The organism is Streptomyces sp. CWNU-52B (assembly GCF_047444975.1).
Classification (GTDB): Bacteria; Actinomycetota; Actinomycetes; order Streptomycetales; family Streptomycetaceae; genus Streptomyces.
The window spans coordinates 338,029-359,041 of record NZ_JBLFJV010000050.1 but is presented as its reverse complement, the minus strand read 5'-3'; the positions used below and the strand labels follow the sequence as shown (position 1 = coordinate 359,041).

Here is a 21,013-nt window from a genome sequence, read left to right as displayed (position 1 = left end):
GTCCCCGGCGCCTCAATTCCGGGGTCCGGTCCTGGGTCCGAGCTCGGGACAGGCCCCGCGGAGCACGGTCCGGTCCAGTGCGGCCAAGTAGGCCCGTACCAACGGCCGGGCGGGGCCCGACACCGGCAGCCGCGGGGCCCGGGAGCGGTGCCAGGGCAGCTGCTCCGGCCGGTCCGCGCCACCCAGCAGCGCCTCGGAGAGGTACGCCCCGTGCGCCACCGACATCGCCAGGCCGTGCCCGTTGCAGCCGCCCGCGTACCAGACGCCGGTACGCCCCAGGACCGGCCCCACCACGGGAAGCCCGTCCCCGGTCATCCCGATCCGGCCCGCCCAACGGTGCGTCACCTCCACCTCCGCCAGGGCCGGGTGCAGCGCCCTCAGCCACTGCTCCAGCCGGTGCCACGCGAAGACCCGCTGCGCCGCCGTACGGCGTGGCCCGACGCCGTCCGGCTGGAGGACGGTCCCGCCCCCCACCACCAGCCGGCCGTCCTCGGCGAGCCGGAAGTACGGAGCCGGTGGCACGGCGTCGATCACCGCCGGACCGCCTCCACCGAGCAGCGCACGTGTCTTCGGGGGCAGCGGCTCGGTCGCCACCGCGTGCACCTCCAGCGGAAGCACCGTGCCCACCGGCAGTCCGAGCCCGGCCGCCTCGGCGTTCACCGCCAGCACCGCCCGCGGCGCCCGGACCGAGCCGTGCGGGAACACCAGCTCGGGCGCGGATCCGTCCCCGCCGCGCACCTCCCGCAGCGGGCTGCCGCCGTACAGCCGTACCCCCTTGTCCGCGCAGGCCCGCGCCAGAGCCGCCGTCAGCGCGGCCGGGTCGAGGGTCGCGGTGTGCCGGTGGAGCAGACCCGCCTGGTAGGGCACACCGGCCCGGCGCCGGATGTCGGCGGCGCTCAGCACCGGTACGTCCAGGCCCAGGGCGCGATAGGCGGCGGCCTGCCGTACCAGCGACGCCAGCCCCGTACGGGACCGCGCGGCGACGATCTGGTCCCCGTCCGCGCAGGCCACGCCGAGCCGGGCGCACAGGTCCACGGTGTGCCGTACCGCCTCGACGCTCGCCTCGTGCATCCGCCGGGCGACGGCCGGGCCGTGACCGCGTACCGCCTTGTCGATCGGCGGGCCCACCCGGGGACCCAGCAGGCCGGTACCGCGCCCGCTGGCACCCGCCGCGGGCCGCCGCGCGTCCACGACCGCGATGTCCAGCGAGGGCCGGCGCTCCGCGAGGTGGTACGCCGTCGACAGCCCCACCAGCCCGGCCCCGACCACCACGACATCGGCGTCGAGCCGGCCACGTACCAGGGGCAGCGGGTCCCCGCCGTCCCGTCCGGCCGGGTCACCGGGCACCCAGCAGGGCGTGCCCCCCGCGAACAGGTTCACCGCGGCGCTCCCACGGTCAACGGCCCGTCGGACCCGGATGCCGCCGATGTCGATGCCGCCGACAGGGCGTGGAAGTCCCGGTCGTGCCAGAGCAGTGGCCGACCCGACGCCACCCGCACCGCGGCCAGCCGGCCCACCACCGTGCTGTGGTCCCCGTACCGGCGGATGTCCTCGACCAGGCAGACCGACCAGCCCAGCGCGTCACCGAACACCGGCGCCCCCAGGACCGTACGGGTCGGTACGCCGCAGAACCGCTCCGCGGGCGAGGCCGCCGGATCCGCGAAACGGGCCGCCCGGGGCCGCTGCTCCTCCCGCAGCAGGTTCACCGCGAACACGCCCTGCGTCCGCACCGCCGCCAGGGTGTGCGAACCGTGGTGCAGGCACGCGAGCAGCAGGGGCGGCCTGGCCGACAGCGAGGTGAGAGAGGAGACCGTCATCCCGGTGGGACCGTGCGCGCCCTGTGCGGTGATCACGGTGACGCCGGACGCGAGTTTCGCGTACAGGCGCAGGCAGTGCGCGGTGTCCGGTCCTGGCTCGTCCCGCACCTCCTCGTCCGGGCGGCGCGGCCGCGCCTGTGCGGTGGCCCGTGTCCGGGCCGGGTCAGCCATGCGCGGCGTCCGCGAACTCCGCCGGTGACCCGGCGACCGGTGACACCGAGACCGGTGACACCGAGACCGGTGACACCGAGACCGGTGACTCCGAGCCGAGCAGCCCCTGGACGATCTGTTCGATGTTGGTGCGCAGGGTCGACTCGGCCACCGGGTCGAGGATCTCCGCCAGGGTCGGGATCCCCAGGTCGAACGAGGCCCGGAAGGTGATGGTGGTGCCGTCCCGGTGGGGCTCGCAGGCCCACGTGCCCTCGAAGGTCTCGAAGTCGCCGGTGAGCTGCTCGAAGGCGATGGAGTGGGTGAGCGGCGAGAAGACGTCGCGTTCGGTCCAGCGCATCAGGCCGTTGCGGAAGGCGACCGTCCACTCGGAGACCACCGAGCCGTCGGGCCGGGGCGGGTGCACATCGACCTGGTGCACGGTGCTGGTGAGTTCGGGGTATCGGCGGAAGTCACTGATCCTTCGGTAGGCGTTCTCGGGGTCGATGCCCTGAGCCGTCATCCGTACCGTCACTTGGCGCATGGTTCGTTCTCTCCGATGTGTGGTGCCGATGCCGTGACCGCGGGAGCGCGGGGCGGGACGGTCAGCCGAGGCGTGCGCGCACGGCGCGCAGCGCCTCGGCGAGGGCGGTGAGGAAGAGTCCGGTCTCGTCGGGTCCCGCGATGGCCGGGGGTGTCAGCCGCAGCACTCGTGTGGAGTTCAGCGAGTGGTTCACCAGGACGCCGCGGGCCACGAGTTCGAGCAGCGTCTCGCCGACGGCCTGCGCCTGGGCGAACTCGACGCCGATCAGCAGCCCGCGGCCGCGGACCTCGTGCACGAGACGGCCCCGGTAGGGCGCGCAGACCTCCAGGACGCCGTCGAGCAGACTCCGGCCCAGCGAGTCGGCCCGGCCCACGATGTCCTCGCGCTCCATCGTCTCCACCGAGGCCAGGGCGGCGGCGCAGGCGATCGGCGAGGCGCCGAAGGTGGAGGTGTGCAGATACGGGTCGCGGGAGAACGGACCGTAGGCGTCCTTCGTGGCCACCATCGCGGCCACCGGTACGACGCCGCCGCTCAGCCCCTTTCCGACGAGCAGGACGTCCGGCACCACGCCCTCGGTGTCCACACCCCACCAGGTGCCGAGGCGGCCGAGACCGGTCTGCACCTCGTCCACGATCAGGAAGGCCCCGTACGCGCGGCACAGCCGGGCCGCCTCCGCCAGATATCCGGGAGGCGGCACGCGTACCCCTCCCTCGCCCTGCACCGGCTCCAGGATCACGCAGGCCCGGTCGCGGCGCTCGGCGAGTGCGGCCTCGAGCTCGGCCGCACTCCCGTAGGCGACCTGCGTGGTGTCCGGGAGCAGCGGCTCGAAGGGCCGCTGGTACAGGGTGTTGGCGGTGGCGCTGAGCGCGCCCAGGGTCTTTCCGTGGTACCCGGACACGGTGGTCACCAGGGCGTTGCGGCCGTGCGCGCGGGCCAGTTTCAGCCCCGCCTCGGTGGCCTCCGTACCGGAGTTGACGAAGTGGACGTGGTCGAGGCCGGCGGGCGTGCGGGCGGCCAGCGCGGCGGCGGCGCGGGCGGCGACCGGCTCCAGGAACACCCGGGTGGCCAGGGGATGGGCGTCCAGCTGCCGGTGCACGGCCTCGACGACCGCGGGATGGCGGTGGCCCAGGATGAAGACGCCGTAGCCCCCGAAGTCCAGATAGCGGCGCCCGTCGTCCGTGTGCACCCAGGCGCCCTCGGAGTACACCTCGACCATGCCGCCGAGCACCGCGCCCATGACGGCCCGGCCGGAGCCCAGATGGCGCCGGTAGAGCTCGGCGGTCTCCTCACGGGACACCTCGGGACGCGACACCCCGGCCGGGTGGACGGCCACCGGCGCGGCGGTCATGAGGCCAGCTCCGCCGGAGCGGGAGCGGGAGTCGCGGCCGGAGCCGGAGCCGAGGCCGGCTGCGGACCGCGCAGGTGGCGCAGGCCGCCCCGGCCGGTCGCCCAGCACTCCACGTTGCGCATCAGGGCCGACCGGATCGCGGCCCGGGTGGGGGCCTCGCCGCAGTGCGGTGTCCCCATGTCGGACGCGAAGGGCAACTCCCGCTGGAAGACCAGCAGCAGCTCCGCGTAGTCCTGGAGCCGGCGCCGCACGGACTGCGGGAACGACGGCCCCTCCAGGAGCGGCAGCAGCAGCCGGTGCACCGCCTCCAGGGGGATCAGCCGCGGCGGATGCGGGCGCTCACCGTGGCGTTCGGCGAACTCCAGGCAGACGTCGACGACCTCCCGCTGCAGGATCGCCTCGGGCCCGGCGGTCAGCCAGTACTCGCCCTCGGTGGTCCCCGCCCTGACCAGGTCGCCCACCGCGCGGGCCACCATGTCCTGCGGCACCATGTCGATCCTGGACCCGTCCGAGCCGGGAAGCACCGGGACCTGGCCCTTGACCATCCCTCCCAGGGCCCGGGTCAGTCCCTGGATCCGGGCGATCCGGCCGGTGGACGAGTCACCCATGACCACCGAGGGCCGCAGGACGACGCCGGGTACGCGAGCCGACCTGACAGCTTCCTCGGCCGCGCTCTTGGAGGCGAGATAGGCCGCCGCGCCCGGGAACCGCTGCTGCTCCTCGGGCGCGAGCGGGTTCGCCACGAAGGCGGTGCTCATGTAGAAGAAGGGGGCGTCGACACGGGCCGCCAGAGCGAGCATGGACCGGGTGCCGTCGAGGTTGGTGCGCCAGATGTCGGACGGGGCCGCCCGCCAGTTGGTGGCCGCGGCGGAGTGCACCACCACGTCCACCCCGGCGCCGAGTTCGCGCCGCTGGTCGGCCGAGAGCCCCAGGTCCGGGGCTTGCAGGTCCGCCGTGACCTCCCGTACCCGGGGGTCGTCCAGGGGGGTGCTGTGGCGCAGGCAGACCACGTCGTAGTCGTCGTGGAACTCGTCGATCAGGGCCCGGCCGAGTACGCCCGCGGCGCCGGTGAGCAACAGGGTCGGGCGTTCGTCACGTGGTCGGGGCCGGCTGCTTCGGGGCTGGACACTGGGTTCTGGCGGCATGGTTGAGGGACTCCCATCGGATGCCTTGCGGTGAGCTGCGGCTTACGGGGCGCGGGTGCTGAGTGCCGAGCGCTGAGCGCGGTGACCGGGACCGGATCAGGCGATGACGAGCGGGCCGTCGGCCAGGTGCGCCGCCAGCGGGCCGGTCATCCTGGTCCGGGACGGCGGGTGCAGCGACAGCCCGTTGGCGCAGGCGGCGAGATAGCCGACCTCGTCCGAACTCATGAAGTTGAGTCCGCCGAGCAGTTCCACCGCCCGCGGGACCATGCGAGCGAGGGCGTCCTGGACGCTGTACCGGACGTACAGCGAGTCGGCCAGCGTCGACGCGTCGCAACAGCCCTCGTCGATCGTGCGGGCGACACCCTCGGCGGCGGACATCGCGCCCTCCGCCTCCACCAGCAGCCGGACCCGCTCGGACTCGGGCACCCGCTCGTTGCACAGCACCCGCTCCACCAGCGCGCTGGCGGCCCCGAGGTAGCTCCCCGTCATCAGCAGCTCGAACCAGACGAAGCCGGCGGTCTGCAGGTCGTCCAGCTGCCCGTCCGGGGCCGAGGTCCGCAGCAGCAGCTCCGGCGGCACCAGCACGTCCGTGAGGGTGACCTGGTCGCTCTCCGCCCCCGACAGGAACGAACTGGACCAGAATCCGCTGACGCTCACGCCCTCGCTCTCGGCGGGCACCAGCGCCACCGCCAGCTCCTCGCCCGGCCCCTCCGCCCGGGGCACCATGACACTGGCGGTGAGCAGGTCCATCGACCGGGCCAGACTGCAGGGGCGCTTCACCCCGCTGATCCGCAGCCCGTCGGGCCCCGCCGTGGCGGTCATCGACGGGGACAGGATGCCGGCGCCGGGACGTCCCTCGGCGAAGCCGGAGGCCACCAGCCGGTTACCGGACGCCACGCCCTCCACGAGCATCCAGCCCAGGCCCTCGGCGTCGTCCATCAGACCGACCAGGGTGGCCATGGAGAAGTGGTGCATGGTGGTGGCCACCGCGAGGGACGGCGACCTGCTGCCCAGGGCCCGTTGCACCCGCAGGGCGTCCAGGGCGGTGGCGCCCTTCCCCTGGCAGGGGACCGGCACCACCAGGCCGGGGCCGCCGCTGTCGCGGAAGAGCCGGATGCCCGGACTGCGCGGGCCCTCCAGCTCCATGAGCGGCACCGCGCGCAGACTCTCGTCCAGACCCGGCAGCAGCTTCGTCAGAATGGCGCGTTCGCGCTCCAGAAATCTCATGTTCTCCCCGTTGTTCTGGCTTGCCCTGAAACTCCAGGCCGACGGCTCGGAAGCCGCCGGGTCACAGCGCCCGGGTGGCGCGCAGCAGTTGCCACACGGCTCTCGGGCCAGGCCGCCCCTGGAAGGCGATGTACTCGGGCAGCACGGCGTGCGGCGCCCATTTCTCCTTGTAGTCGAGCTGCGCGGCGGCCGGGTAGATCCGCTCGCCGTGCTCGGCGAGCAGCCGTACACAGCGGGCGAAGGCACGGCTCGCGGACGGCAGTTCGTGCTCGGCGGACAGTCCGGTGAAGGGGGTGAAGCCGAAGTGGAGCCAGCGCTCACCGGCGGCCGACATCCGCTCCATCGCGGTCGCGTTCAGCGCCTCCATCACCCCTGGCGGAGCGGTCGGGGAGCGCCGGCTCAGGTCGTGGAGCCAGCCGGGACGGCTGCCGAACACGGGGGAGTAGCTGATGTACCCGACGGTCGTGTCGCCGATCCGCCCCAGGAACAGCCGCCGGTGGCGCTGGGCCGGTCCGGTCCGCTCGCCCACCATGAACCGCATCTCCTTGATACGCCGGCCCTTGCCGCGCAGCCAGGCGCGGTCGATCAGGTCCAGTTCCGCCGCGGTGGCCGGGTCGACGGGGTCGGCCTCGACGACGTCGAGACCGGCACGGCGGGCCCGGGAGATCTTGTTGCGGAGCCGTACGAAACGGGAGCCGCGCAGGGTGAACCGGGCCAGCTCGACCGCGTACGACGCTCCCAGCTGGTTCACCGTGAACCCGCGCGCCGCGTACAGCTCGGCGTCCGCGCGCTGCAGCTGCACCGCGACCACCCGGTGCGGACGGGCCTGTGCCACGAAGGCGTCCAGCAGTCCTGCGCGCTGTTCCGTCGCCGCGACCGGACCCGCGAACTGCAGAAGGTGGCGTCCGGACCGGCGGAACACACAGGTGCCGTCGAAACGAGGGTCCCGGAAGTATTCGTTGCCCTCGTTGAGGGCGAGGAAGGAGCTCGGATCGTCACTGTGGCGGACCAGGGAATCAAAGACGGACGGTGCCCGCTCCCCTTCGGGAGGCATCGGATTTCCTTCCGGTTGACGTGGAGTATCTCCACTCGAAATCGACGTATGCCGGATGCGGGTCCGGTTCGAAACGTACACCGAACGGTTTGAGTGAATTACCGAACAGCGCGCGGTCGCCCAGCAGGTGCAGGGGGAGGGCGAGCAGTGCCCATTCCGGTTTCACCAGCAACGCCCACAGGCCGGCGACGACACCTGCCGTCACCAGGCTGTGCATGGTGTTGTACGCCACGAAGTACCAGTGCGAGATGTTCCCGTCGGGGCTCCTGCGGAAGGCCACGGCGCCGGGTACGTAGCCGATGGCGTCGATGACGACGAAGAGCCCGATGAACACCGCCCACCGTATGTCCGAGAAGTGCCGCACGGTGAGCGCGGAACACACCGCGAGACCACCCAGCCATTCCAGTCGCAGGAGAAAGAAGGTGGTTCGCGTCTCGAACCTGTTCTTCGCGTCCATGTGCTCCTCCGCTCTTCACCCTTGTTTACGGAGGAAGCGGTGGTAACCCTCGGGGGAAAAACAGGAGTCCGAAATGTTCTCTTTGTCGACCCGCTTGCGTGCGTCCGTCGGGCCCGCTCGGTGTGAATCCGCCGCGACGCTCTCCGGTAATCGTCCGCGTGTGCGGGGGTGACTGAGACGAGTGAATGCGCTCATAAGCTCGTAGCCCTATTACTCCCTCCTCGTTACAGCTCATGTGATCCGCGGTTGGGATCACCTTTTGCCAACAAGGAGGAATAATGATCAAGAAGATCGTCGCCGCTGCGGCCGCCACGGGTGGCCTGGTTCTCGCCGGCGCGGGTATGGCGGCTGCCGATTCCGGTGCCCAGGGTGCTGCCGTGCACTCCCCCGGCGTGCTCTCGGGCAACGTCATCCAGGCGCCCATCCACATCCCGGTGAACGTCTGCGGCAACACGGTCTCCGTGATCGGGCTGCTGAACCCCGCCTTCGGCAACACCTGCGTCAACAGCTGACGTTGTGTTCACCTCATGAGGGCCTGCACCCCATGAAGGCCTGAAGTCATGAGGGTCTGAGTCCGCGGCCCCGGAGTGCGCCCCATGCGCTCCGGGGCCGCCGACGTTCCGTACCGCGCGTATGTGCGTCCGGCGCGTGCGCGTTCCTGAACCGACACGGCTCACAAGGCAGGGAAAAGCTATGCGACAGGTCACCCGCAAAGGCCTGATGACGGTGGCGGCCGCGACCGGCGTCCTCGCGGCCACCGGCGGTTACGCGCACGCCGACTCGGGGGCGCACGGCACCACCTCGGGCTCCCCGGGCGTGCTCTCCGGGAACTCGGTGCAGGCGCCGGTGCACGCGCCGGTCGACGTCTGCGGCAACACCGTGGACGTGGTCGGCCTGCTCAACCCGGCGTTCGGCGACAAGTGCGCCGACAGGGGCGGCGGCAAGGGAGGCGGCTCCGGTCATCACGGGAACGGGGGCTCGGGGCACCACGGCTCGGGCGGTGGAGCGCAGGCCGGGGGGCACGCGGGCGGCTCGTCCGGTGTGGGCTCCGGCAACCACGTGGAGATCCCGGTGGACGTACCGGTGAACGTCTGCGGCAACGGCGTCTCCGTCGGCGGTATCGGCAACGCGGCCACGGGCAACACCTGCGGCGACGCCGACGGTGGTCGGCCGAACCCGCCGGGCGGGCCGGGGCGGCCGGAAGAGCCGCAGCGGCCCGGTGAGCCCGTGGAGCCCGGTCGGCCTGGTGACCATGGCCGGCCCGGCGGATCCGGCAACGGAAACGCGGGCGGCTCGCACGCGAACGCCCCGGGCGCCCAGGCCGCCGGCCGGTCCGTGGGCTCGGCGCATCTCGCGCAGACCGGCAGCGACCTGCCGCTCGGTGTCGCGCTGCCGGTGGGCGCGGGCGCGCTGCTGGCGGGCACCGTGCTCTACCGCAAGGCACGTGCCTCTGCTGCGTGAGGCGGCCGCCACGGCACTCTGAAAGGTGCCATAGCGTCACAAATCGTCCTGTCGATGGCGGTCTTCGTCCGCGCGAGCCGCTCCGGGCAGGGCGGACCCGGCATCACGGCCCTGACAGGGCGGACCTGACAGGGCGGACCGAGCGGGCCCGCACACGGGGCCCGCTCCGTCTCGGTCGTCGTCTCAGTCGTCCCGCGTCACCACGTGGCACGCACCTGGCGGATGATCCGTCGGCGCAACCGCACCCTGCGGCTGCCGTCGCGATGCAGGCTGAGGCGGTCCAACTCCCAGTGTCCGTACTCCGCATGGTCCGTCAGCAGGCGTGTCGCTTCCTTGCGGGAGACCCCGCGCGGCACATACACGTTGACAAATTCGTATTCCGGCATCGCATCTATTGTGCGTCCGGAGGCCGTGTACGGATAGCGTCTGCACTATGTCTGATGCTGCGCAGCCCACCGCTGCCGAGGTACGCGCCGCCGCCGAGGCGGTCAAGACCGCGCTCGACCGCCACCTGGCGGCGGTCGAGCGCCGGTCGGGTGAGGACGACCCGACCGTCTACGAGGCGTTCAACGAGCTGGCGGCGGCCGCGGAGGAGTACGACGAGCTCCTCTACGACCGCTATGACGAGGTCACCCCCTTCGAGATCCCCGGCTCGGACGACGCCCTGCCGCCGTACACCGGGCCGGAGGAGCCCAACGCGCTGAGCGTGCTGATCCGCCGGGACTACGTGGTGGCGGAGCCGCAGCGGCTGCTGGCACAGGCCCAGCGGGTCGAGGCCGTGGAGGAGCCCGGGGTCGTGACGGCGGGCTTCGACGCCGCGTCCGGGACCGTGCACGGTGCGCTCGTCGTCCTCTTCGGCGAGTTCGAGCCCGACGAGATCGCGTCCCGGCACAAGGAGTTCGGTCTGGAGGAGGGCGACTCCACGCTGTGGGTGACCGCCGCGGACGAACCGGCCGAGCCGGGGGAGTGGCTGGAGGCCCCGTTCGACCAGGCCGACACGCATCAGGTGGTGTGCCGCTTCGACGTCAGCGCGGTCTTCGACGACGACGGCGATGACGACATCGAGGACGACATCGAGGACGAGACGGTGACCGACGTCGAGGTCGAGGCGGAGGACACCGGCGGGCCGGGACGCGACGGCGGCTTCGGTGGGGGCGGGGGCCGCACAGCGCAGGACGCGGACCGCTGACCCGCTGACCGACGGCGGAGGGACCGCTGACGGTCCGCCGATCCCCACCGGTGGCGGGCGCCTGGCCGAGGAGCCAGGTGCCCGCCACCGGCACGTCCGGCCCCGCTCGCCCCGCCGAAAACGACCCTCACCGCCACGGCCCAGGGCCTGCCGGTACGCGTTGTGCCGCGCTGCGCCCCCGGCCGCCGCATTCGTCGCGCCGTCGTGCGGCTCAGCCCGAGGCCGGTACCTGGGCCGTGAGCAGCGCCGGCAGTCTGGTCGTACGGGGCTTCGCGGCGACCTCCGCCACCGCGCGCGGCAGTGCCTGCTCCACGCCGTGGACCACGGAGAGATGCCGGTCGGCGCGGCCGAAGGCGGTGTAGACCCAGGGCCTGGAGAGCGCCTGAGCGGCGTCACCGGGCAGCACCACCACCGCGGCGGGCCAGCGGACCCCGACGGCCTGGTGGGCGGTGAGCGCCCAGCCGAGCCGCACCGTCTGCTCCACCCGCTCCTTCGGCACGACGACGGCCGCGCCCGCGCACTCCAGATGCAGTCCGGCGGCGTCGGCCTTCACCACGTGGCCCGGGACGGAACGGCCCGGCGTGGCGGCGTACACGACGCGGTCGCCCGGGTCGAAGCCGCCGAAGCGGCCGGGGCCCGGGTTGAGCCGCTCCTTCAGCGCGGCGTTGAGCACCCGGGTGCCCGCGGCGCCGCCGTGGCCCGGAGTGATCACCTGGGTCTGCTCGGCCGGGATGCCGATGGCGCGCGGCACCGAGTCGGCGACCAGTTGCACGGTGCGGTGAACCGCCTCCCCTGCGTCGCGCACCGGGATGATCACCACTTCCTTGCCGGGGGCCTCGACCTGGTTCAGCTCGCCGATGCCGATGCCCGAGACCAGTTCGCCGACGGGGCCCGGATCCGGGGTCCGCGAGGCGATCTGCGGGCACACCCGCGCGGCGAGCAGATCCGCGAAGACCCGCCCTGGACCCGCCGACCACAGAACACCGGGGTCCCCGCTCAGCACCAGCCGGGCGCCGTCGGGCAGCGACTCGGCGAGCATCGCCGCGCTCTCGATGTCGAGCTGCGGGGCGTCGAGCACGACCAGGAGATCGGTCCGGAGCATGCCGTCCCGGTCCCGCCCTGGGCCCTCCTCGCCGGAGAGCAGACCGGCGACCGTGGCCACGACCTGAGTCTCCTGCGCCTCTCGGGGTTCCTGCGTGCCTTGGGTCTCCTGTGCGCCGGCGAGCAGCCCGGCGAAGCGGTGGCGGCCGTCCGGATGGTGCGCGGCGGCGCACACCCGCAGACCGAGCGCGCGGGCGGCCGTCACCAGGGACGCGGCCTCCGCGCGGGACGCCTCACCGCCGGTGTGCAGGACGAGTCCGTGGCCCGCGACCGCGCGGATCAGCTCGGCGGCCGAGCCCGTCGCGGACGGCTCCCAGGCCGTGGCCGAACCGTCGTCCTTGGGCAGGGCGTTGACCACCCGGGCGAGCCCGTCGGCGAGGCTCTCCTCGGCGAGTGCGTACCGCTCCAGGCCGATCAGGACGCGCACGGGGCGGGTCTCCTCGCCCTCGGCGCCCTCCTCGTCCTCCTCGGCTCCGGTGTCCTCCGCGGACCGGCGGGGAGCCGGCGGCGCACCGGGCTCGTCCAGCGCGTCCTGGAAGACCAGGGCGTCGCCCTCCGCGAGGGCGCTCTGCACGGCGGCGTCGGGGTCGGGCACCGAGCGCTGCGCGAGCGCGGCGTGCAGCGCCGGGGCCTCCAGGGCGGTGTGGCCGGCCAGCGCGGCCTGTTCGAGGAGCCACACCGTGACCGCGCGGCCCCGGCGCTCGTCGTCCGGCCCGCACTCCGCGCCCAGCAGGGCACGGGCGAACCCGTCGGCCTGTTCGGGCCGCACCCCCGCGACGCGGAGCAACTGCCAGGGGTCCTCGCGCAGTTGTCCGTCCGCTCCCTCACCGAGGGTGGCGGCGGCCTGCGGTGCCAGTGTCTCCGGGGCCCCGCCGCGGACGAGTACGGCACGCACCGCGTCGACTGACTCCGAGGCCATCGACGCCGGGGCGCCGGTGGGCACGGCCTGCGGGCGCCGCACCGGCTCAGGCGCGGCCCTGCGCGGCGCGGGCTCCGGGTCGCTGAAGACGCTCACCGGGGCCTTCTCCCCGCTCTCCACCGCCCGGACGGCCGCCAGCAGATCGGCGGCCTTCCCGCTGAGTCGCGTCCCGGCGAGGACCGGGCCCTCCTTCTCGGCCTTGCGGCGCTCGATCCGCTCCCGCAGCGCCCGCTGCGCGGCCAACTCGGCCTCGGCCTCGGACAGCTGGACCGCGCCGGCCTCGGCGGCGGGCTCCCCACCAGAGGAACCCGCGGACTCGGCCCCCGGCTCGCTCCCGGCCTCGGCCTCGCTCCTGGCCTCGCTCCCGGCCTCGGCCTCGCTCCTGGCCTCGCTCCCGGTCCCGGCCTCGCTCCCGGATTCGGACTCAGCCCTGGTCCCGGACTCGGACTCGGACTCGGTCCCGGACTCGGACTCGGGACCCGCGTCCGTCGTCCCCGGCTCTGCTTCCTCCGCGGCGGCGGACGGCTCCGTGGTCACAGCGTGCTCCAGTCGTGATCGGGATAGTGGTGCACGGGCGCCGACACGTCGTCGAGCGCTCTGCAGATCTCGTCAGGAAGACTAAGGGTCTCCACTGACAACGCGGCCGTGAGCTGCGGCGCGTTGCGCGCGCCGATGATGGGGGCGGCCACCCCGGGCCGGTCGCGGACCCAGGCCAGGGCCACCTGGAGCGCGGTCACCGCGAGGCCGTCGGCGGCCGTCGCCACCGCGTCCACGATGCGGCTCGCCGCGTCGTCCAGATACGGCGCGACGAACGGCGCCAGGCTCTCCGAGGCGCCCCGTGAGTCCGCGGGCGTCGCGTGCCGGTACTTGCCGGTCAGGACGCCCCGGCCCAGCGGGGAGGACGGGAGGAGGCCGATGCCCAGGTCCAGTGCCGCGGGCAGCACCTCGCGCTCGACGCCGCGCTGCAGCAGTGAGTACTCCATCTGAGTGCTGGCCAGTCGCGTGCGTATCCCGGGGGCCGCGAGCTGCCAGGTCGCCGCCTTCGCGAGCTGCCAGCCGCAGAAGTTCGACACCCCGGCATACCGCGCCCGGCCGCTGCTGACAGCGATGTCCAGGGCCTGCAGCGTCTCCTCCAGCGGTGCGTCCGCGTCGAAGGCGTGGATCTGCCACAGGTCGACGTAGTCGGTGCCGAGCCGGGCCAGCGACGCGTCCAGGGCGGACAGCAGGTGGCCCCGCGAGCCGTCGAAACGCCGGTCCGGGTCGGGCACGCTGCCCGCCTTGGTGGAGATCACCAGGTCCCGGCGCGGGACCAGCCCCTCCATGAGCTGTCCGAGCAGATACTCCGCCTCCCCGTCCCCGTACACGTCGGCCGTGTCGACGAGGGTGCCGCCCGCCTCCCAGAACGCCTTCAACAGGTCCGCGGCGTCGTGCTCGTCGGTGCCCCTGCCCCAGGTGAGGGTGCCGAGCCCGATGCGGGACACGCGCAGGCCGGTCCGGCCGAGATGCCTCTGCTCCATGTGGCCTGAGATTACTGGCCACGAGTCGACACGTGGGGTCCTGTGGACAACCTGGATCTGCGGATTCGCACACCTGTCTCTGCCGCGGGGCCCGGCGGCGCGCTAGGGTGCCGGACAAGGGACGTTACTGATCAGTAAGGGGAATCGGCCATGCAGCTCGGGATCAACCTCGGCTACTGGGGCGCCGGAATGGACGCGGACAACCTCGCCGTGGCCAAGGAGGCCGACCGCCTCGGATACGCGGTCTGCTGGGCCGCGGAGGCCTACGGCTCGGACGCGGCCACGGTGCTGACCTGGGTCGCCGCCCAGACCGAGCGCATCGACGTCGGTTCTGCCATCTTCCAGATCCCGGCCCGCCAGCCCGCGATGACGGCGATGACCGCCGCCACCCTGGACTCGCTGTCCGGCGGCCGCTTCCGCCTCGGCCTCGGTGTCTCCGGACCCCAGGTCTCCGAGGGCTGGTACGGCGTCAAGTTCGACAAGCCGCTGGCCCGCACCCGTGAGTACGTCGAGATCGTCCGCAAGGCGATGACCCGCGAGCGCCTGTCGTACGAGGGCACGCACTGGACGCTTCCGCTGCCGGGCGGACCGGGCAAGCCGCTCAAGCTGACCGTGCACCCGGAGCGCGAGCACATCCCGCTCTACGTCGCCGCGATCGGCCCGAAGAACCTGGAGCAGACCGGCGAGATCGCCGACGGCGCCCTGCTGATCTTCCCGTCCGCCGACCACCTCGAGGACACCGCGATCAAGCACCTGCGCGCGGGCCGCGAGAAGGCCGGGCTGACCATGGACGGCTTCGACGTCTGCCCGACGGTGCCGCTCGCGCTGGGCGAGGACAAGGACGTACCGGCGCTGGCCGACATGTTCCGCCCGTACACCGCTCTCTACGTGGGCGGCATGGGCAGCCGCAAGCAGAACTTCTACAACCAGCTCGCCCAGCGCATGGGGTACGAGAAGGAGGCCGCCGAGATCCAGGACAAGTACCTGGCCGGCGACAAGGAGGGCGCGGCGGCGGCCATTCCGCACCAGCTCATCGACCAGACCACGCTGCTCGGTTCCGTGGACCGCATCGCCGACCGGATGAAGGCCTACGCGGCCGCCGGTGTCACCACGCTCACACTGGCCCCGGCGGGTTTCACCCTGGACGACCGGCTGGCCTCGCTGCGCGCCGGAACCGACGCCCTGGAGCGCGCCGGACTCGGCTAGGGCGTTTCGATCGGACCAGCCCCGGTCCCTGTCGCCCGGACCGGCCGCGCGGGTGTCGCGGCTGGGAGTTCTACGGCCGTGGTGGGGGCTCGGGGGGTCTTCCCCGCCACGGCCGTCACGGAGCACAACGCGCCGAGGCCCGCTCGGTTACGCGCCTGTCATTCCCCGCGGGTCCGTCGTTCGGCCGATTTGTCCGACAGAGGTGTTGCCGCACCCCTGGCTGCCCATTTGACTCGTTCTTCGCGGAGTCCCGCACGGAGGTGGGACTCCGTCGGGGAGGTGGCAGTCATGCTTTCGGCCAGGAGTCTCTTCCAGGAGATCATCGACAACGACGAGTCGTTCCAGCTCTTCTGCTCCATCGCCGCCGGCGGGGAGGCGCAGGGCGGCTGGGAGAACGGGCGGATCGCGGCTCTCGTCCCGGAGACCGAGCGGGCGCTCGCACCCAAGATCACCCGGCACGGCGCCGACGAGGACAAGCACGGCCGGATCTTCGAGGCGCTCATGAGGAAGCGGGGCCTCACCCCCGTCGAGGTCCCGCCCGAGACCGACTACACGATGCTCCTGGAGAAGCACGGCATCGGCCTCGCGCACGACAGGCTCAGGCGCGACGAGCCCCTCACCGTGCAGGACGTCGTCACCTACCTGTCCCACAGCAGGGTCACGGAACAGCGCGCCGCGGACCAGATGGTGATGCTCCGCAAGTACTTCGGGAACCACCCGGAGATCGGCAACGCCGTACGGATGATCTCCGCCGACGAGGACAACCACCTCGCGTACTGCCACGAGGAGTTGCTGCGCTTCGCCCGCGCGGGCCACGGCCGGACCATCCAGCGGACGCTGCGCGAGTGCGCGCTCGCCGAGATCGTCGTCTACCGCGACGTCAGCCTCGCCGTGATGGGGCACATGGGCCGCATCCTCGACTGGCCCAGGCCCAAGGCGGCCCTGCTCGCCACGGGCATCCGCGGCATGTACGCGTACGAGCGGGCGGGCGGCTGGCGGCGGATGGTCTCCCTGACGATGCCGGAGCGCCGCGACGCCCTGGGCGGCCCGCCGGCCGCGGCACCCGGGTTCGCCTGAGCCCGAGCCCGGGTGCGCGCCACGCGCGCGTGCAACCGCGCAGGCCGCCACGCGCGCGTGCGGATGGTTCGGCCGGTCACAGCCAGCCCCGCTCCTTGAAGAGCCGGTACAGGAGGACCTCCAGCACCACCATGATCAGGATCACCGCCGGATACGCCCACACCCAGCGCAGCTCCGGCATGTGCTCGAAGTTCATGCCGTAGATCCCCGCGATCATCGTGGGTACCGCGGCCATGGCCGCCCACGAGGAGATCTTTCTCATGTCGTCGTTCTGCCGCACGCTCATCTGCGCCAGATGCGCCGACAGCACGTCCGAGACCAGCCGGTCCAGCGCGTCCACCGACTCGTTCACCCGGGTCAGGTGGTCGTTGACGTCCCGGAGGTACGGCTGCGCCTTGCCGTGGACGAACGGCACCGCGGGGCCGCCGACCCCCGAGCCCGCGAGGCGGTTCAAGGGCAGGGACAGCGGTCCCGTCGCCCTGCGGAACTCCAGGATCTGCCGCTTGAAGCGGTAGATCCTGGACGCGACGTTCTTCGACCCGCCGTCGTTCGGCGAGAACACCTCCGCCTCCAGCTCCTCCAGGTCGGTCTGCAGCTCGGTCGCCACCTCCAGGTAGTGGTCGACCGTGGCGTCGGCGATCGAGTAGAGCACCGCGGTGGGACCCAGCCGCATCATCTCCGGGTCCTTGTCCAGCCGGCCGCGCACGGTCTTCAGCGGCGAGCCCTCACCGTGGCGCACGGTCACCACGAAGGAGTCGCCCAGGAAGATCATCAGCTCGCCCGACGACACGGTGTCGCTGTCCGGCTCGTACGTCACCGGCTTGAGCACCGCGAACAGCGAGTCGTCGTACACCTCCAGCTTGGGGCGCTGATGGGCCTTGAGGGCGTCCTCGACGGCCAGCTCGTGCAGAGCGAACTCCTGGGCGACGAGACCGAACTCGCGCTCGGTGGGCTCGTGCAGCCCTATCCACACGAAGGCGTCCCCGTAGGCACGTGCCGCGTCCAGCGCGTCGGACAGGTCCTCCGGGCTCTCCGTCCGGTGCCCGTCCCGGTAGATGGCACAGTCCACGATCACAGAGCGTATTCTCCTGTCACTCGGTCCTCGGCGCATTCGCGCCGCAGCCTAGGCTGGGTCGCATGCCCACCTTGATCCTCGTCCGGCACGGACGCTCCACGGCCAACACCGCGGGACTGCTCGCCGGGTGGACCCCCGGCGTCGCCCTCGACGAGCGCGGCAGCGCACAGGCCGCGGCACTCCCCGGGCGCCTTGCCGCACTGCCGCTCTCCGAGATCGTCAGCAGCCCCCTCCAGCGCTGCCAGGAAACGATTCAGCCGCTCCTCGACGCCCGGCCCGAGCTGCGGCCCCACTCCGACGACCGCATAGGGGAGTGCCACTACGGGGACTGGTCCGGGCGCAAACTCGCCGAGCTGCAGGGCGAGCCCCTGATGGAGGTCGTACAGGCGCACCCCTCCGCCGCCGCGTTCCCGGGCGGCGAGTCCATGCGCGCCATGCAGACCCGGGCCGCCGAAGCGGTCCGCGAGTGGAACGCGCGCGTGGAGCGCGACCACGGCAGCGACGCCGTGTACCTCATGTGCTCGCACGGCGACATCATCAAGTCTCTGGTCGCGGACGCACTCGGTCTTCATCTGGACCTCTTCCAGCGGATCTCCGTAGATCCGTGTTCCATCACCGCGATCCGTTACACACGGCTGCGGCCCTTTCTCGTACGCCTCGGGGACACCGGCGATTTCACGTCGCTCGCGCCGCACGAGGGACAGCCCGGCGAACAGTCCGGTACCGACGCCGCGGTCGGGGGCGGTGCGGGCGCACCGTGATCGTCGGCCGCAGTAGGGTGAAGCGGTCGAAGCAGCGCAGCAGTTGTCAGCAGCAGTCGCAGTCGACGGCAGAAGCAGTCGATCGATCCAATGGAGACAGGACGTGTCCCGTCAGGTGTTCCTCTTTGACCCGCCGGACCGTTTCGTAGCCGGCACGGTCGGGCTGCCAGGGCGCCGTACCTTCTTCCTGCAGGCCTCATCGGGCCCCCGGGTCACCAGCGTGGCCCTGGAGAAGACGCAGGTCGCGGCGCTCGCCGAACGGATGGAAGAGCTTCTCGACGAGGTCGTACGGCGTACCGGGGGCAGCGCTCCCGTCCCGGCGATGGCCCCGTCGGAGGTCTCCGACACCGCCCCGCTCGACACGCCGGTGGAGGAGGAGTTCCGGGTCGGCACCATGGCCCTTGCCTGGGACGGCGACGAACAGCGCATGATCGTCGAGGCCCAGGCGCTCGTGGAGCTGGACGCCGACTCCGAGGAGGACCTGGCCGCCGCCGAGGAGGAACTCCTCCAGGACGAGGAGAACGGCCCGCCCATGCTGCGGGTCCGCCTCACCGGAGCACAGGCCCGTGCCTTCACCAAGCGCGCCCTCGAAGTCGTCAACGCCGGCCGGCCGCCCTGCCCGCTGTGCAGTCTCCCGCTCGACCCGGAAGGACACGTATGTCCGCGCCAGAACGGATACCGTCGCGAGGCGTGACCACCGCCGAGCTGCTCACCGAGGGCGAGCTGACGGTGCGCGGCCGCATCCGTGAGGCCTCGAACGCGGTCCTGCTGTGCGACGTGTCGTACGAGGGAGCCGAGGCGTCCTGCGTCTACAAACCCGTCGCGGGCGAGCGGCCGCTGTGGGACTTCCCCGACGGCACCCTCGCCCAGCGGGAGGTCGCGGCGTACGAGGTGTCCGAGGCGACCGGCTGGGGGCTCGTGCCGCTCACCGTGCTGCGCGACGGCCCGTACGGCGAGGGCATGTGCCAGCTGTGGATCGAGCCGCCGGGCGACGACGCAGGGGACGGCGACGACAGCCACGGTCACGACAGCGACGGAGGCGGAGGCGGTGAACTCCTCGCGCTCGTCGACGCCGAGGAGGCAGGCGAGGGCTGGAAGGCCGTCGGCCGCGCCGAGGTGGGCGAGGGGCGCACCGCCCTGCTCGTGCACGCCGACGACGAACGGCTGCGCAGGATCGCCGTCCTCGACGCCGTGATCAACAACGCGGACCGCAAGGGCGGACACCTGCTCCCCGCACCCGACGGGCGGCTGTACGGCATCGACCACGGTGTCGCCTTCAACGCCGAGAACAAGCTGCGTACGCTGCTGTGGGGCTGGGCGGGGGAGACGCTGACCCCGGAGGCGGTCGAGGTCCTGGAGCGGCTCAGGGACGCCCTGGGAGGGGCGCTGGGCGCACGGCTGAGGGAACTGATCACCGAGGCGGAACTGGACGCCACACGCGCGCGTGTGGCCGCTCTGCTCGCCTCCGGACGGCACCCGGAGCCCTCGGGGGAGTGGCCCGCCATCCCGTGGCCCCCCGTGTAGCCGCGCCGCACGGTCCGGCACGGCCGGAACGCACACTCCCGGCTCGTGCGCAAGAGTGCCTGTCAGGCCATCCGGCCTGGTCCGGTTCGTATACGGAACATCCGTCCGGTTAGGCTCAAGGTATGCATGCCTGGCCCGCTTCCGAGGTCCCCGCCCTGCCCGGCACGGGCCGCGACCTCAGGATCCACGACACCGCGACCGGTGGTCCCGTGACCCTCGACCCCGGTCCCGTCGCCCGTATCTATGTCTGCGGCATCACTCCGTACGACGCGACCCACATCGGTCACGCGGCGACCTACAACGCGTTCGACCTCGTGCAGCGCGTGTGGCTCGACACCAAGCGGCAGGTTCACTACGTCCAGAACGTGACGGACGTCGACGACCCGCTGCTGGAGCGCGCCGCGCGGGACAACGTCGACTGGGTGGGTCTCGCGGAACAGGAGACCGCCCTCTTCCGCGAGGACATGACCGCCCTGCGGATGCTGCCCCCGCGGCACTACATCGGCGCCGTCGAGGCCATACCCGGGATCGTCCCGCTCGTCGAGCGGCTGCGGGACTGCGGAGCCGCGTACGAACTGGAGGGCGACGTCTACTTCTCCGTCGAGGCGGATCCGCACTTCGGCTCGGTGGCCGGCCTCGACGCGGCGGCCATGCGGCTGCTGTCCGCCGAGCGCGGCGGCGACCCGGACCGTCCCGGCAAGAAGAACCCGCTCGACCCGATGCTGTGGATGGCCGCCCGCGAGGGCGAGCCGAGCTGGGACGGCGGCTCACTGGGCCAGGGCAGGCCCGGCTGGCACATCGAGTGCGTCGCGATCGCGCTCGACCACCTGGGCATGGGCTTCGACGTCCAGGGCGGCGGCTCCGACCTCGCCTTCCCGCACCACGAGATGGGCGCCTCCCACGCGCAGGCGCTGACCGGCGAGTTCCCCATGGCCAAGGCCTATGTGCACGCCGGTATGGTCGCGCTCGACGGCGAGAAGATGTCCAAGTCCAAGGGCAACCTGGTCTTCGTGTCGACGCTGCGCCGCGCGGGCGTCGACCCGGCGGCCATCCGGCTCGCCCTGCTCTCGCACCACTACCGGAGCGACTGGGAGTGGACCGACCAGGTGCTCCAGGACGCCGTCGCCCGGCTGGAGCGCTGGCGGGCCGCGGTGTCGCGGCCCGACGGCCCGCCGGCCGAGGCGCTCGTCGAGGAGATCCGCGAGGCCCTCGCGAACGACCTGGACGCGCCGGCGGCCCTCGTGGCCGTCGACCGCTGGGCCGCGCTCCAGCAGGAGCGCGGCGGTACGGACGAGGGTGCCCCCGGCGTCGTCTCGCGTGCCGTGGACGCCCTGATGGGCGTGGCCCTGTAGCGCCTTCGCAGCGGTTGTCCGGAGCAGCGCACGACGTCGGGCGCCGGACGGGTCGTCACCCGTCCGGCGCCCTTTGCTCTCGCGTTCTTTCC

The 21,013-nt window shown here is 72.5% G+C and carries 21 protein-coding genes; 9 read left to right on the top strand and 12 right to left on the bottom strand.

The genetic code is table 11. The annotated features are described in order from the left end of the window. Positions 1-12: 12 nt before the first annotated feature. The 8 genes from ACLVWQ_RS34460 to ACLVWQ_RS34425 form a co-directional block, all read right to left on the bottom strand. The gene (locus ACLVWQ_RS34460) at positions 13-1,380 is read right to left on the bottom strand and encodes an NAD(P)/FAD-dependent oxidoreductase (RefSeq protein ID WP_414113168.1); all 1,368 of its coding nucleotides are present in this window, start codon (positions 1,378-1,380) and stop codon (positions 13-15) included. After that, positions 1,377-1,988 carry a flavin reductase family protein gene (locus tag ACLVWQ_RS34455; protein WP_414113167.1) on the bottom strand — a complete coding sequence of 204 codons (612 nt, stop codon included), beginning with the start codon at positions 1,986-1,988 and terminating at the stop codon, positions 1,377-1,379. The genes ACLVWQ_RS34460 and ACLVWQ_RS34455 overlap by 4 nt, the downstream gene beginning before the upstream one ends. After that, entirely contained in the window at positions 1,981-2,508 is a 528-nt protein-coding gene (locus tag ACLVWQ_RS34450) for an SRPBCC family protein (protein WP_414113166.1), read from the bottom strand. Before ACLVWQ_RS34450 ends, ACLVWQ_RS34455 begins: the two co-directional genes overlap by 8 nt. A 61-nt stretch (positions 2,509-2,569) precedes the next feature. Further along, the gene (locus ACLVWQ_RS34445) at positions 2,570-3,856 is read right to left on the bottom strand and encodes an aspartate aminotransferase family protein (RefSeq protein ID WP_414113165.1); all 1,287 of its coding nucleotides are present in this window, start codon (positions 3,854-3,856) and stop codon (positions 2,570-2,572) included. Further along, positions 3,853-5,001 carry an SDR family oxidoreductase gene (locus ACLVWQ_RS34440; RefSeq protein WP_414113164.1) on the bottom strand — a complete coding sequence of 383 codons (1,149 nt, stop codon included), beginning with the start codon at positions 4,999-5,001 and terminating at the stop codon, positions 3,853-3,855. The genes ACLVWQ_RS34445 and ACLVWQ_RS34440 overlap by 4 nt, the downstream gene beginning before the upstream one ends. 96 nt (positions 5,002-5,097) lie before the next feature. Further along, entirely contained in the window at positions 5,098-6,228 is a 1,131-nt protein-coding gene (locus ACLVWQ_RS34435) for an acyl-CoA dehydrogenase (RefSeq protein WP_414113163.1), read from the bottom strand. Between the two features lie 61 nt (positions 6,229-6,289). Then, entirely contained in the window at positions 6,290-7,282 is a 993-nt protein-coding gene (locus ACLVWQ_RS34430) for a bifunctional lysylphosphatidylglycerol flippase/synthetase MprF (protein WP_414113162.1), read from the bottom strand. Beyond that, positions 7,245-7,739: a hypothetical protein gene (locus ACLVWQ_RS34425; RefSeq protein ID WP_414113161.1), complete on the bottom strand. Its 495-nt coding sequence runs from the start codon at positions 7,737-7,739 to the stop codon at positions 7,245-7,247. The genes ACLVWQ_RS34430 and ACLVWQ_RS34425 overlap by 38 nt, the downstream gene beginning before the upstream one ends. Positions 7,740-8,017: 278 nt before the next feature. Between ACLVWQ_RS34425 and chpH the strand changes: the two genes are divergently transcribed. Continuing rightward, the gene (chpH, locus tag ACLVWQ_RS34420) at positions 8,018-8,251 is read left to right on the top strand and encodes a chaplin ChpH (RefSeq protein WP_414113160.1); all 234 of its coding nucleotides are present in this window, start codon (positions 8,018-8,020) and stop codon (positions 8,249-8,251) included. Positions 8,252-8,432: 181 nt separating this feature from the next. Further along, positions 8,433-9,200: a chaplin gene (locus ACLVWQ_RS34415; protein ID WP_414113159.1), complete on the top strand. Its 768-nt coding sequence runs from the start codon at positions 8,433-8,435 to the stop codon at positions 9,198-9,200. A 197-nt stretch (positions 9,201-9,397) separates the two neighbouring features. On the opposite strand, the gene ACLVWQ_RS34410 is transcribed toward ACLVWQ_RS34415, so the two are convergent. After that, a complete protein-coding gene (locus ACLVWQ_RS34410; protein WP_414113158.1) occupies positions 9,398-9,586 on the bottom strand; it encodes a DUF5703 family protein in 189 nt (62 codons plus the stop codon). A 47-nt stretch (positions 9,587-9,633) separates the two neighbouring features. Between ACLVWQ_RS34410 and ACLVWQ_RS34405 the strand changes: the two genes are divergently transcribed. Beyond that, positions 9,634-10,389 carry a hypothetical protein gene (locus ACLVWQ_RS34405; protein ID WP_414113157.1) on the top strand — a complete coding sequence of 252 codons (756 nt, stop codon included), beginning with the start codon at positions 9,634-9,636 and terminating at the stop codon, positions 10,387-10,389. A 211-nt stretch (positions 10,390-10,600) separates the two neighbouring features. Here ACLVWQ_RS34405 and ACLVWQ_RS34400 read toward each other — a convergent pair whose 3' ends face one another. Then, entirely contained in the window at positions 10,601-12,946 is a 2,346-nt protein-coding gene (locus tag ACLVWQ_RS34400; RefSeq protein ID WP_414113156.1) for a helix-hairpin-helix domain-containing protein, read from the bottom strand. After that, positions 12,943-13,926: an aldo/keto reductase gene (locus ACLVWQ_RS34395; protein ID WP_414113155.1), complete on the bottom strand. Its 984-nt coding sequence runs from the start codon at positions 13,924-13,926 to the stop codon at positions 12,943-12,945. Before ACLVWQ_RS34395 ends, ACLVWQ_RS34400 begins: the two co-directional genes overlap by 4 nt. Before the next feature lie 150 nt (positions 13,927-14,076). Between ACLVWQ_RS34395 and ACLVWQ_RS34390 the strand changes: the two genes are divergently transcribed. Both ACLVWQ_RS34390 and ACLVWQ_RS34385 read left to right on the top strand, forming a co-directional pair. Further along, positions 14,077-15,132, top strand: coding sequence for an LLM class F420-dependent oxidoreductase (locus tag ACLVWQ_RS34390; protein ID WP_414113154.1), 1,056 nt, complete (start codon positions 14,077-14,079; stop codon positions 15,130-15,132). Between the two features lie 288 nt (positions 15,133-15,420). Next, complete coding sequence (locus ACLVWQ_RS34385; protein WP_414113153.1) at positions 15,421-16,209, top strand: ferritin-like domain-containing protein; 789 nt, start codon at positions 15,421-15,423, stop codon at positions 16,207-16,209. Positions 16,210-16,285: 76 nt separating this feature from the next. On the opposite strand, the gene ACLVWQ_RS34380 is transcribed toward ACLVWQ_RS34385, so the two are convergent. After that, positions 16,286-17,284 carry a magnesium and cobalt transport protein CorA gene (locus tag ACLVWQ_RS34380; protein WP_414113152.1) on the bottom strand — a complete coding sequence of 333 codons (999 nt, stop codon included), beginning with the start codon at positions 17,282-17,284 and terminating at the stop codon, positions 16,286-16,288. Positions 17,285-17,346: 62 nt separating this feature from the next. On the opposite strand from ACLVWQ_RS34380, the gene ACLVWQ_RS34375 reads away from it, so the two are divergent. The 4 genes from ACLVWQ_RS34375 to mshC all read left to right on the top strand — a co-directional run bounded on the left by ACLVWQ_RS34375 (position 17,347) and on the right by mshC (position 20,921). Continuing rightward, positions 17,347-18,045 carry a histidine phosphatase family protein gene (locus ACLVWQ_RS34375; protein ID WP_414113151.1) on the top strand — a complete coding sequence of 233 codons (699 nt, stop codon included), beginning with the start codon at positions 17,347-17,349 and terminating at the stop codon, positions 18,043-18,045. A 103-nt stretch (positions 18,046-18,148) separates the two neighbouring features. Continuing rightward, positions 18,149-18,739: a DUF3090 domain-containing protein gene (locus tag ACLVWQ_RS34370; RefSeq protein WP_414113150.1), complete on the top strand. Its 591-nt coding sequence runs from the start codon at positions 18,149-18,151 to the stop codon at positions 18,737-18,739. After that, positions 18,703-19,569: an SCO1664 family protein gene (locus tag ACLVWQ_RS34365; protein ID WP_414113149.1), complete on the top strand. Its 867-nt coding sequence runs from the start codon at positions 18,703-18,705 to the stop codon at positions 19,567-19,569. The genes ACLVWQ_RS34370 and ACLVWQ_RS34365 overlap by 37 nt, the downstream gene beginning before the upstream one ends. Before the next feature lie 122 nt (positions 19,570-19,691). Further along, positions 19,692-20,921 (top strand): cysteine--1-D-myo-inosityl 2-amino-2-deoxy-alpha-D-glucopyranoside ligase, encoded by a 1,230-nt coding sequence (mshC, locus tag ACLVWQ_RS34360; RefSeq protein WP_414113148.1) that lies wholly within the window; start codon positions 19,692-19,694, stop codon positions 20,919-20,921. Positions 20,922-21,013: the final 92 nt, after the last annotated feature.

Bases quoted from the DNA above. Each gene is read 5' to 3' on its own strand.
- ACLVWQ_RS34455 (WP_414113167.1), bottom strand. From the start codon at position 1,988: ATGGCTGACCCGGCCCGGACACGGGCCACCGCACAGGCGCGGCCGCGC.
- ACLVWQ_RS34450 (WP_414113166.1), bottom strand. From the start codon at position 2,508: ATGCGCCAAGTGACGGTACGGATGACGGCTCAGGGCATCGACCCCGAG.
- ACLVWQ_RS34445 (WP_414113165.1), bottom strand. From the start codon at position 3,856: ATGACCGCCGCGCCGGTGGCCGTCCACCCGGCCGGGGTGTCGCGTCCC.
- ACLVWQ_RS34440 (WP_414113164.1), bottom strand. From the start codon at position 5,001: ATGCCGCCAGAACCCAGTGTCCAGCCCCGAAGCAGCCGGCCCCGACCA.
- ACLVWQ_RS34435 (WP_414113163.1), bottom strand. From the start codon at position 6,228: ATGAGATTTCTGGAGCGCGAACGCGCCATTCTGACGAAGCTGCTGCCG.
- ACLVWQ_RS34430 (WP_414113162.1), bottom strand. From the start codon at position 7,282: ATGCCTCCCGAAGGGGAGCGGGCACCGTCCGTCTTTGATTCCCTGGTC.
- ACLVWQ_RS34425 (WP_414113161.1), bottom strand. From the start codon at position 7,739: ATGGACGCGAAGAACAGGTTCGAGACGCGAACCACCTTCTTTCTCCTG.
- chpH (WP_414113160.1), top strand. From the start codon at position 8,018: ATGATCAAGAAGATCGTCGCCGCTGCGGCCGCCACGGGTGGCCTGGTT.
- ACLVWQ_RS34415 (WP_414113159.1), top strand. From the start codon at position 8,433: ATGCGACAGGTCACCCGCAAAGGCCTGATGACGGTGGCGGCCGCGACC.
- ACLVWQ_RS34410 (WP_414113158.1), bottom strand. From the start codon at position 9,586: ATGCCGGAATACGAATTTGTCAACGTGTATGTGCCGCGCGGGGTCTCC.
- ACLVWQ_RS34405 (WP_414113157.1), top strand. From the start codon at position 9,634: ATGTCTGATGCTGCGCAGCCCACCGCTGCCGAGGTACGCGCCGCCGCC.
- ACLVWQ_RS34395 (WP_414113155.1), bottom strand. From the start codon at position 13,926: ATGGAGCAGAGGCATCTCGGCCGGACCGGCCTGCGCGTGTCCCGCATC.
- ACLVWQ_RS34390 (WP_414113154.1), top strand. From the start codon at position 14,077: ATGCAGCTCGGGATCAACCTCGGCTACTGGGGCGCCGGAATGGACGCG.
- ACLVWQ_RS34385 (WP_414113153.1), top strand. From the start codon at position 15,421: ATGCTTTCGGCCAGGAGTCTCTTCCAGGAGATCATCGACAACGACGAG.
- ACLVWQ_RS34375 (WP_414113151.1), top strand. From the start codon at position 17,347: ATGCCCACCTTGATCCTCGTCCGGCACGGACGCTCCACGGCCAACACC.
- ACLVWQ_RS34365 (WP_414113149.1), top strand. From the start codon at position 18,703: ATGTCCGCGCCAGAACGGATACCGTCGCGAGGCGTGACCACCGCCGAG.
- mshC (WP_414113148.1), top strand. From the start codon at position 19,692: ATGCATGCCTGGCCCGCTTCCGAGGTCCCCGCCCTGCCCGGCACGGGC.